Origin of the sequence: Alistipes sp. AF48-12 (genome assembly GCF_003477565.1) — a bacterium.
Taxonomy (GTDB): Bacteria; Bacteroidota; Bacteroidia; order Bacteroidales; family Rikenellaceae; genus Alistipes_A; species Alistipes_A hominis.
On record NZ_QUDJ01000026.1, the window covers coordinates 23,877 to 35,432 of the forward strand.

7 protein-coding genes are annotated in these 11,556 nt (G+C 56.2%); 6 read left to right on the forward strand and 1 reads right to left on the reverse strand.

The window, feature by feature from the left end; translation table 11 throughout:
* The first annotated feature begins 3 nt into the window (after positions 1-3).
* Complete coding sequence (gene ilvC / locus DW082_RS13050; protein ID WP_055204626.1) at positions 4-1,053, forward strand: ketol-acid reductoisomerase; 1,050 nt, start codon at positions 4-6, stop codon at positions 1,051-1,053.
* Positions 1,054-1,252: 199 nt separating this feature from the next.
* Here the strand turns inward: ilvC and DW082_RS13055 are convergent, their stop codons facing one another.
* The gene (locus DW082_RS13055; RefSeq protein ID WP_118458953.1) at positions 1,253-2,218 is read right to left on the reverse strand and encodes a Dyp-type peroxidase; all 966 of its coding nucleotides are present in this window, start codon (positions 2,216-2,218) and stop codon (positions 1,253-1,255) included.
* Between the two features lie 516 nt (positions 2,219-2,734).
* On the opposite strand from DW082_RS13055, the gene DW082_RS13065 reads away from it, so the two are divergent.
* The 5 genes from DW082_RS13065 (at position 2,735) to DW082_RS13085 (ending at position 11,510) form a co-directional block, all read left to right on the forward strand.
* Positions 2,735-4,015, forward strand: coding sequence for an O-acetylhomoserine aminocarboxypropyltransferase/cysteine synthase family protein (locus tag DW082_RS13065; protein WP_101572466.1), 1,281 nt, complete (start codon positions 2,735-2,737; stop codon positions 4,013-4,015).
* A 162-nt stretch (positions 4,016-4,177) separates the two neighbouring features.
* The gene (locus DW082_RS13070; protein WP_118458957.1) at positions 4,178-7,003 is read left to right on the forward strand and encodes a TonB-dependent receptor domain-containing protein; all 2,826 of its coding nucleotides are present in this window, start codon (positions 4,178-4,180) and stop codon (positions 7,001-7,003) included.
* Between the two features lie 12 nt (positions 7,004-7,015).
* Positions 7,016-8,380, forward strand: coding sequence for a DUF4876 domain-containing protein (locus DW082_RS13075; RefSeq protein ID WP_101572470.1), 1,365 nt, complete (start codon positions 7,016-7,018; stop codon positions 8,378-8,380).
* Between the two features lie 26 nt (positions 8,381-8,406).
* Positions 8,407-10,119: a DUF6850 family outer membrane beta-barrel protein gene (locus DW082_RS14610; RefSeq protein WP_182424174.1), complete on the forward strand. Its 1,713-nt coding sequence runs from the start codon at positions 8,407-8,409 to the stop codon at positions 10,117-10,119.
* A 62-nt stretch (positions 10,120-10,181) separates the two neighbouring features.
* The gene (locus DW082_RS13085) at positions 10,182-11,510 is read left to right on the forward strand and encodes an FISUMP domain-containing protein (RefSeq protein ID WP_180951541.1); all 1,329 of its coding nucleotides are present in this window, start codon (positions 10,182-10,184) and stop codon (positions 11,508-11,510) included.
* The last annotated feature ends 46 nt before the right edge of the window (positions 11,511-11,556 follow it).

Consider the following 11,556-nt stretch of genomic DNA (forward strand, 5'->3'; position numbering starts at 1 on the left):
ATCATGGCAAAAATGAATTTCGGGGGAGTTGTGGAGAACGTGACCACACGTGAAGAGTTCCCCCTGAGCAAAGCGCTCGAAGTGCTGAAGAACGAAACCATCGCAGTGATCGGATACGGCGTTCAGGGCCCCGGACAGTCTCTGAATCTGAAAGATAACGGATTCAACGTGATCGTCGGCCAGCGTAAAAATTCGAAGACGTGGGACAAAGCTGTTGCCGACGGCTGGGTTCCGGGAAAGACGCTGTTCGAAATCGAAGAAGCCTGCGAAAAGGCGACCATTATTCAGTACTTGCTGTCGGACGCCGCTCAGATCGCCGTATGGCCTTCCGTGAAAAAGCACCTGACGGCCGGCAAGGCGCTCTATTTCTCGCATGGTTTCGGCGCTACCTATTCGGATCGCACCGGTATCGTTCCTCCGAAAGACGTGGACGTGATCATGATCGCTCCGAAAGGTTCGGGTACTTCGCTGCGCCGTTTGTTCCTCGAAGGTCGCGGTTTGAACTCAAGCTATGCCGTTTTGCAGGATGCTACCGGCCGCGCTATGGAACGCGTGATCGCGCTGGGTATCGGCGTGGGTTCGGGCTACCTGTTCGAAACGACTTTCAAACGCGAGGTTTATTCCGACCTGACCGGCGAACGCGGTACGCTGATGGGCGCTATCCAAGGTATTTTCGCCGCGCAGTACCAGGTGTTGCGCGAAAACGGCCACACGCCGTCGGAAGCCTTCAACGAAACCGTTGAGGAATTGACCCAGAGCCTGATGCCGTTGGTAGGCGAAAACGGAATGGACTGGATGTACGCCAACTGCTCGACGACCGCACAGCGCGGCGCCCTGGACTGGTGGAAGCCGTTCCGCGACGCGACCCTGCCGGTGTTCAAGAAACTGTACGCCGAAGTGGCTGCCGGTAACGAAGCGCAGCGTTCGATCGACTCGAACAGCAAGCCGGATTACCGCGAAAAGCTGAACCAGGAGCTCAAAGAGTTGCGCGAAAGCGAAATGTGGCAGGCCGGTGCGACTGTCCGCAGCCTGCGTCCGGAAAGAAACAAATAATCCGTTTCGGACTGTTTCGTTTTTAAAGCGATCCCGCCGACGGCGGGATCGCTTCGTCGTTTTATAACAGTGCGTTTTCTCGCCTGAAATTCGGCCGGATCGTTTGCTGTTCGGGTGAGGGGAGTCGTTTATAAAACGAAAGACGCGTCGCATCGTGCGCGTCTTCCGGATGTTCGTCCCCGTTCGGAGCCGGTAGCATTTATTCGCCGAGCGTTTCGAGCAGGTCGTAGGAGGGTGCGAAAAACAGCGTGCCGGTTACGGCGGTACTGAAATCGAGCAGGCGGTCGGTATTGCCTGCCGGATCGCCGACGAACATGTTTTCCAGCATCCGCCGCGTGGTGGAGAACGTTCCCGCATAACCGATGAAATAGGTGCCGTATTCTCCTTTGGAGGTGTTGGCGAAAGGCATGTTCGCCCGTACGATCTTCAGGTCGTTGCCTGCGCTGTCCTGGATGTTGGTCACGGCATTGTGAGCGTTGGCGGGTTTCTCCTCGTCGGAGAGTTCCACGTCGTTGAATTTTTTCCGGCCGATCGTTTTTTCCTGTTCCTCGACCGGCAGGGCGTTCCATGCGTTCATGTCGTGCAGGTATTTCTGCACGAAAATGTAGCTGCCTCCCGCAAATCCGGAATCTTCATCCCCGATTACGGCGAACTCGTACGGATTTTCGTCCACGGCCGGGTTTTCGGTGCCGTCTACGAATCCGATGATCGCCTTGCCGTCCTGATACCTGAAGCCGTGAACTTCGTCAATGGGGTCTACGGTTCCTTTCAGCTTTTCGTCGATGATGGAAGCGAATTCGAAACAAACGCCCATCTGCCTGCCCCGGATGTGGAAAAACAGGTCTCCGGGCGTGGAAACCGCCGTATGCCTGGCGCCTTTGATCTCTTGGAACGTTTCGAGTTCCCGCGGTTTCGGCCGTTCCGGGAAAAGACGGCTCCATGCGTCGGCCCCGAATCCCATCGTACAACTGAACTGCATGTCGGGGAATCGGTTGCGTATGCTGCGGATCATGGCCGAGAAGTTGGCGCACAAATCTTTTATCCGGTCTGCCGTCCGGGGCGTTTCTTTGAGTCCGTACACGATAAAGACGGCGTTCTCGCCCGCTCTTTCGGTTACGTCCTGCGGTATGTTTCCTGCGATCGCAGGGGGCGTGTTTAAATTCATATCATTAGGATTAACGGTTGATCGCGCATTTGCCCCGGTTGCCGCGTACAGGGCGCCGGGGATCGAAAGATACGAAAGAAGGACAAAAAAAACAATGCTTTCTTTCGCTTTCCAAAGCTGAAAACAATATCGGATTCCGGAATGATTCATGGCCTTTGCGATTTGATATGCCGCGTTTTACGGACGACGGGACGGCCTTTTCGGGAATTGCCGGTTCGTCCGCTGTTTTTGCGTTCCGGTCGAAACCGATCGCGTGCGAACCGATGCTCAATCGTTCTCCCGACGGGACGGTTCGGAAATCGAAGGTATGGAATTTATCGTAATTTTCCGCCTTTCTCCGCCGGAAATTCCATAAATGTACCCGAATGCGGTATCGTTTTCCGGGAAGCGTTCGTCCGGCGGTACGAGTCGTTTTCGGGTACCCGGTCGGACGGCGGGTTTTGTAGTTCCGATCCGGCCGGAAGCGTACGATTTTTCGCGGAAATGATTACATTTGCAAATCTAAAATTCAGCTAAATGGAGAAAAAACTACATCGGGGGACCCTTTGCGTTCAGGCGGGATGGACTCCCAAAAAAGGCGAGCCCCGCGTGCTGCCGATTTATCAGAGCACCACGTTCAAATACGAGACGAGCGAACAGATGGCCCGGCTGTTCGATCTGGAGGAGAGCGGCTACTTCTATACCCGGCTGCAGAATCCGACCAACGATGCGGTAGCGGCGAAGATCGCTGCGCTCGAAGGCGGCGTAGCCGGCATGTTGACCTCTTCGGGCCAGGCCGCTTCGTTCTATTCCGTGTTCAACATCTGTTCGGCCGGCGACCACGTCGTCAGCGCGTCGACGATCTACGGCGGAACCTATAACTTGTTTGGCGTGACGCTGCCGAAACTGGGCATCGAGGTGACGTTCGTCGATCAGGACGCTTCCGAGGAGGAGATCGCCCGGGCGTTCCGTCCGAATACCAAAGCGCTGTTCGGCGAAACGATATCCAATCCCGGCGTAGCCGTGCTGGATATCGAGAAATTCGCGCGGATCGCGCACGGTCACGGCGTACCGCTGATCGTGGACAATACGTTCGCCACGCCGATCAACTGCCGCCCGATCGAGTGGGGGGCCGACATCGTGACGCACTCGACGACCAAATATATGGACGGCCATGCGACCAGCGTTGGCGGCGCGATCGTCGACAGCGGCAATTTCGATTGGGAAGCCCATGCGGACAAATACCCCGGACTGACCCGTCCCGACGCTTCGTATCACGGACTGACCTATACGAAAAATTTCGGCAAGTTGGCCTATATCACCAAGGCGACCGCGCAGTTGATGCGCGACCTGGGCTCGATCCAGTCGCCTCAAAACGCTTTTTTGTTGAACCTCGGACTCGAAACGCTGCACCTGCGGATGCCGCGCCACTGTGCCAATGCGCAGAAAGTAGCCGAATACCTGAAAGGCAACGGGCAGGTGGCATGGGTGAATTACTGCGGCCTGAAAGGGGACAAATACTACGATTTGGGGCAAAAATACCTGCCGAACGGTTCCTGCGGCGTGCTGTCGTTCGGACTGAAAGGCGGACGCGACGTGTCGATCCGTTTTATGGACAACCTGAAACTGGCCGCTATCGTCACGCATGTGGCCGACGCCCGCACTTCGGTGCTGCACCCGGCGAGCCATACCCACCGCCAACTAACCGACGAACAACTGATCGAAGCCGGCGTAGCGCCCGACTTGATCCGTTTTTCGGTCGGCATCGAGGATGCGGAGGATATCATCGCCGATATCGAACAGGCCTTGTCGAAATAGAGGATTATCCGGTTTTACGAATGGTTTGCGATGTGGCATTTTGCGGAATGCTGCATCGCTTTTTGTGTGAAAAAGGTGCTTATTTTTGTCTTTTGTAACAAAATTTTTCATCTTTGCAAAAGTTGGTCCGGATTGGAGGCTTGATTAAATTAGGGTTGCTGGATGAGAAAATTTCTACTTGCTTTGTTGCTGAGCGTTAGTGTCCTGGGCGTTTCCGCACAAAAATATACGATATCCGGAAGAGTGCAGATCGGCAAGTCGTCGAAAGGGGTTCCGATGGCCGTCGTGACGGTGGTCGACGCGAACCTGTGGGCGATTACCGACGACAATGGACATTTTTCGATCAGGAACGTGCAGGCCGGCAAGCATCCGGTCAATGTTTCGTGCCTGGGGTACGTCGCTCTGGACAGCGAGTTGAACGTGACCGGCGATAGGGACGATCTGGTTTTCCGGTTGTGCTGCGCCGACCTGAAACTCTCCGAAGTGGTGGTTACCGCGCGCGAGAACCGCAACAGCATGAGCACTTCGCGCGTGATCGACAAGGCGGCGCTGGACCATTTGCAGATGGTCAACGTTTCGGACGTGTCGAGCCTGCTGCCGGGCGGCAAAACCGTGAACCCGAACCTGATGAAAGACAACGTGTTTTCGATCCGCGACGGCGGCGTCTCGCAGGGGAACGCTTCGTTCGGTACGGCGGTCGAGGTCGACGGCGTACGGTTGTCGACGAACGCTTCGTTCGGCGACTTGTCCGGAGCGAGCACGCGGAATATCGCATCGAGCAACGTGGAATCCATCGAAGTAATTACGGGTATTCCGTCGGTCGAATACGGCGACCTGACGAGCGGCGTCGTCAAGGTAAAGACGCGCAAGGGCAAAACGCCTTATACGGCGACTTTTACGACGAACCCCAAAACCAAGCAGTTTTCGCTGAGCAAAGGTTTCGACCTGGGGAGGGATCTCGGTTCGCTGAATGTCGCGCTGGAGCATACGCGCGCGATCGACAACCCGGTTTCGCCGTACACGACTTACCAGCGGAACGGAATCGCGCTGAATTATGCGCGCGTTTTCAGGCGGGGAAGCACGCCGCTGAACTTTTCGGTCGGCCTGACGGGCAATCTCGGCGGCATGAATACCAAGGACGACCCGGACGCGCAGACCGGCGAGTGGAAAAAGGCGCACGACAATGCGTTGCGGTTCAATACTTCGCTCGACTGGCTGCTGAACAAATCCTGGATTACGAACGTGGCGGTGACGGCTTCGGTGAATTATGCCGACATGCTGTCGAAATACCATTTGCCGGTACATACCGCGTCGGAACAGCCGGCCGTGAATGCGACGACCGAAGGTTATTTCGTCGCCAACCAACTGCCGGTCAATTACGTGAACACGCAGTTCATCGACTCGAAAGAGCTGGATTACGGGATCTCGCTGAAGGCGAACTGGTCGCGCCGTTTCGACCGGCTGCTGAACCGGGTGAAAGCCGGCGTCACCTGGAGCGCGAACGGCAATGTCGGTCAGGGAGAGTATTACGAAAATCCGCAGTTGCAGCCGAACGGTTTCCGTCCCCGGCCGTATACGGACATTCCGTATATGCATAACCTGGCGGTTTACCTCGAAGACAACCTGACGCTGCAGCTCGGTCAGACTTCGCTCGGGGTGATGGCCGGCGTCCGCGGCGAGAAGACCCTGATCAAGAACATGCAGTACGACAAGGCGCAGAGCCTGTCGCCGCGATTCAATGTGAAATATACGCTGATAAACCGCGAACGGAAATATTTTCTGAACCAGTTGAACGTACGGGGCGGATGGGGAATCACCGAGAAACTGCCGTCGTTCAATATCCTTTACCCCGATCCGCTGTACCGCGATATCCAGGTGTTCGGGGCTTCGTACGCCGACAACCGCAGCGTGTATGTCTACCATACGACGCCCTATTCGATCGCCTACAACGACAACCTGCGGTGGATGCGTAACCGGAATATCGAGGTCGGGGTGGATCTGACCCTCGACGGCACCCGGATATCGGTGGCCGGTTATTTCAATAAAACCAAGTATCCTTATCGCCTCAATACGACCTATTCGCCGTTCGAATACCGCATCAGTCAAGTGCCGGGCGGTTATAAAATGCCGGCCAATCCCGACATCGTCGTGGATAACCGCACCGGTCAGATCCTCGTGGGCGACAAGGACGATCCGTCGGCCGGTTACACGCCGATGGATACCAAGGTGATGGACAAGACTTTCGTGAAGAACATCTATCAGGACAACAGTTCGCCGGTCGACCGGAAAGGTTTGGAAGTGACGGTCGATTTCCCGCAGATTCCGTCGATCCGGACACAGTTCCGTTTCGATGCCGCTTATACGAACGTGAAGTACGTCAACGAAGGGTTTTCCTACATTTACAAGGAAAACCAGTCGCATTCGTCGATTCCGGGTCGTTCGTTCGAGTACGTGGGGATTTATGCCGACAACGGCGGTTCGACGACCGCCACCTACAACGGCCGGCAGACGAAGCGTCTCGATGCGAACCTGACCGCCATTACGCACATTCCGTCGATCCGGATGGTCATCTCGTTGCGCCTGGAGGCGTCGCTGGTTTCGCGCTCGCGGAACATCTCGTCCTATCACGGTAAACAACTGGCCTACCAGGTGGAGCAGGAGGGCGAGAGCTATACAGCGCTGAGGCCGCTTTACTATATGGATCTGGAAGGAAACGTCTACAATTACGACGATGCCGCCGCAAACGATCCCGTGCTCAAGGGGTTGATAATCAACGGGAACTCATTCCAGTTGAAACAGGACGGGTACGATCCTTATTTTTCAGCCAATCTGAGCATTACCAAGGAGATCGGTAACGTGGCGTCGGTTTCGTTCTACGCCAACAACTTTACCAATGCCCGCAAGTACCTGGCTTCGTATGCGAGCGGGGTGAAGGTGATCCTGACTCCCGATTTTTATTACGGACTGACCTTGCGGTTAAAATTTTAGCGGAAAAGGAGTATGAAAAAGTATAAATATATCGCGGGAATCGTATTGGGCATGGTCGCTGTCGTGTTGTGTTCGTGCAACGACTTGCTCGACGGGAAGGATAATCCGTACGAGGGGACGACTCGGGAGCTCACCGTGCGGCTGGTGTACCCCGAAGGTCATCCCGACCGGGAGGGTGGGAGCGCGCGGGTGACTCTGGAGGACGTGGACAGGGGCACGGTTTATACGGCTTCGGCCGGCAACGACGATATGGCCCGGTTCGAAGTGGCTTTCGGAATTTACCGGGTCAGCGCGCGCGACCGGGTGTCGGAGCAGGATGCGGTCATCTATTTCAACGGCGCGCGCGATCAGATGATCGTCTCTGCGGCCAGCGACCTTTCGCAGCCGGTGAATATCCCGCTGGTGGCTTCCAAAACCAGTCAAATCGTCATCAAGGAGGTCTACTGCGGCGGCTGTAAGAAAGATCCGCTGGAAGGTACTTATCAGAGCGATAAGTACGTGATCCTGTACAACAATTCCGAAAAGGTCGCCTACCTCGACAATATCTGTTTCGGAACGGTCGATCCTTACAATGCGTACGGAACGAACGTCTGGCTGATTGCCGATCCCGAGACCGGGGAGAAATCGTTCCGGGATTACGTGCCGCTGGTGGAGTGCGTGTGGGGTTTTCCGGGCGGCGGTACGGATTATCCGCTCGAACCCGGCGGCCAGGCCGTAATGTGCATCAACGGGGCGATAGACCATACGTTGCAGTATCCGCTGTCGGTCGATCTGAACCGTGCGGATTGTTTCGTCTGCTACGACAATACGTACTATACCAACACGACTTACCATCCCACTCCGGGGGATAAAGTGCGCACTGACCGTTACATGCAGGTGCTTCGGAAGACCGGAACGGCGAAGGCTTATACGATTTCGGTCGATTCGCCGACGACGCTGTTTTTCAAGGTGCCCGCAGAAGCCGGCACCGCCAGAGAGTATATGAACGACGCGGCCAACGAGGTGTTGAAGCCCGGTTATCCGGGAACCCGCTGCATCAAAGTGCCGAACGAATGGATCATGGACGGCATGGAGGTCTTTTCGGGCAGCTCGACCGGAAATGCGAAACGGCTGGCGCCTGCGATCGACGCCGGTTACGTAACGCTGACTGAGAATTTCCTCGGGCGGACCCTGTACCGCAACGTCGATGCCGAGGCCACGCTCGCGATCGAGGGCAATCCGGTGGTGTACGGGTACGCCTACGGGAACGATCCGAGCGGGATCGATGCCGAGGCTACGCTGAAGGCGGGCGGTAGGGTCGTTTATCAGGATACCAATAATTCGACGCAGGATTTCCACGAGCGCAGCGTCCAGTCGCTCCATACGGGCGTCCGGTGACGGAGTGCCTTGAAAAAATGAAAGTTATGATACGGATACGAAGATACATAGCGGTTTTATCGGTGACGCTGGCGGTGACGGCGGTGGGTTTTACGGCATCCGCCCAAAAAAGGCATCGGGGGCGTGGAGCGGAATGTCCGGTGTCCGACGCCCGGAAATGCCGTGAAAAATCGCCGAAATTCAAGCCGTCCGTTCAGGCGGAAAGGAAGGAGAAACCGTTGTACGATTTCGATTACATTGCGCGCAGCGACGGGTGGCTCGCGTCGTACAATGCGGCGGGGCTTCACGGCGCGGTTCCGGTTCCGGGTGTCTCTTATGCCGAGGCTTATTTCGGTAAACAGAACGGTCGTTTTATCAATTACTGGGAATCCGACGACAGCTATGATTTCGGGCTTAAGACCGAGTCGTTCAGGCGTTTCGAGAAAGTTTCATTCTACGGGAAAATGCAGTACCGCTATTTTCGGGGCCAGCATATGTCCGGGTCGATTCTGCTGAATCCCGGCGACCGGCCGTTCGATCTGGTGGAGTTTACGCCCGGGACGAAGACGCGGGAGCAGTATATCCTGTCCGGCGGGGTAGGCTTTTTGCTGACCAAGAAACTGACCGGCGGCTTGAGAATCGATTATGAAGCCGACAACTACGCCAAACGCAAGGATTTGCGCCACAGCAATACGATGATGGATCTGAATCTTTCGGCAGGATTTGTGTATCGTTTCGCTGCGGTGGAACTGGGGGCCAATTACCTGTACCGCAAAAATACCGAGCGGGTGCTGTGCGAGCAAATCGGGACGACCGGCGAGAATTACGATATGTTTTTCAACAAAGGCGTGTGGTTCGGCGAGAAGGGTCTGTGGACGGGCAACGGTATGCATCTGAACGAACCGGGGATCTCGGGTCTGCCGATGAAGGATTCCGAGCAGGGCGCTGCGCTACAGATCGCTTTCCGGAGCAGGGGATTCCGTTTTTTCAACGAGTTCACCTACCGGTACCGTAAGGGCGAGACGGGGGAGAAGGGGACGATCTGGACGCACAGCGGATCGGATGTACTGGAATACCGCGGCGTAATGAGTGTCGCGCATCGTCGGAACGTCCATCTGATCCGGGGAAACTTCCGATACGTCAACCTGAAGAACAATGAAAATGTCCTGCGCAGCGAAAATATCGGCGGGGTGGTGCAGACCGTTATCTACGGCAGTCGGCAGATTTACCGCCAGCGTGCGGTCAATGCCGGTCTGGAGTACGAGTTCGACTGGAAGGCCGACCGTTACAATCCGGTGATGAGCCTGCGTGCCGGTGCGGACTACTACAATCGCAGCGGGATCGGCTCGCTGGTTTTTCCGTACACCCGTTCGCAGTATGTCGAGAATGTACGGGTGCATATCGGTGCCGACCGCAATTTCAGGGTCGGACGCGGGTGGCTGAAGTGCAGCGTCGAGCTGGCATGCCATACGGGCGGCGGCAGCCGGCTCGGGGAGGGTCGGACGGCCTCTTCTGTGCCGGGTATGGACCCCGGGGCTTATGCGGCGGGCAACGAGGAGTACCGAAATTACGAATACGAATACCTTGCAGCGACCCGGGGGGAACTGTCGCTCGGAGTGCGCTATACGCGCCCGGTGGGCCGGATCGCCCTGCCCGTGTACGGAGATCTGGGATGGAGCGGCGTTCATGCCGGTAAGTTGGATTGGGTAGCCGGCCGGAACCGCAGCGTTTTCGCGCTGGCGATCGGCTGCCAGTTCTGAGCGGAAGGAACGATAGAAGAAGTAGAAGAGATTGTATGAATGTTTTACTAAAAAAATGCGTTATGAAAAAAATGATCTATTTATGGGCCGCCCTTGCGCTGCCTTTGCTGTTCGTCGCCTGTAGCGACGACAAGAACGACGATCCGGTCGATCCCGTGCTCAAGTTCAAGGAGGCGGAAGTGATTGCCGATCCCGCCGGGGGTACTTATATGGCCGAGTTGGAATCCAACGTCGCATGGACGGTGACCTCCAAAAGTTCGAATATCAGTTCGCTGAACATGGAGTCGGGCAAAGGCAATGCCACGCTGTCGTTTTTCGTTTCCCCGAAAACCGGCGACGACGTAACCGGAAATATTACGGTCAAAGCCGCTTCGAGCGCGCTTACGGCCGTGCTGACGGTAAAACAGGATAAGATTTCGATCGCATTCGTTCCGGCCGATACGACCGCTTCGATGGACGGCGGCGAGTTCAAGGCCAAGCTGGTTTGTAATACCGAATGGGAAGTTACCGGAGTAGCGGGTTCGTTCGAAGGCGCCGACCTGGGCGATAGCGGCAAGGGCGATCATACCTTTACGCTGAAGATCGGAGCGAACGAATCCGAGGAAACCCTCGTTTACGAGCTTACCGTATCGACGAAATTCTCGCCGTTGATGGAGGCGATGGAGGCTACGTACACGATTACGCAGGGAGTGCCGTCGCTCGAATACGGCGGCGTTACCTACAAGATCGTTAAGCTGGCCGACGACCGCTGGTGGATGGCCGAAAATCTGCGTTACCTGCCTGCCGGAAAGACTCCTTCGTCCGATCCCGCCGACGGCAACGGGGTTTGGTATCCGGGATTCCTCGGAGAACCGGCTACCGACGCTGCGTCCGTTGAAAAAATGGGTTACCTGTACGACTATGCTACGGCGTTCGGCGTAAGCGAGATAACCGCCTCGAACTGGAATCAGCAGGAAGGCAAGCAGGGTATTTGCCCGGAAGGGTGGCATATTCCGACCAAAGCGGAGCTGGACGCCCTTGCGGGAGCCGGCAACGAAGCGGAAGGAATCGCTCCCGGTAAGTATTATGTGGCTGAGCAGAAAGGAGCCCCGCTGGCCGATCTGAACGGTGCGGGTTTCGACGTCGTACTGTCCGGCGCGATCAACAAGACGACCGATCAGGCCGAAGGAAAATATGCCAGCAATGCTAAGGATCTCGATTACAATTCGCTCGGGTACTTTATGGGTTCGACCGGTTATCAGTTCAAGCTGAACGATAAGACCGGTGCGACGACGGCCCAATCGTATAGCATGTTGCTGACCAATAATGCGACTTACCAACGTGCACAGGTAATGTACGGTCCGATATTCGGCGGACAGGCTGTGCGTTGCATCAAGGACGAAGCGAAATAACGCGCCGTCGTATTCAAATAAAACCGCCCGGATTCGCGCGATCCGG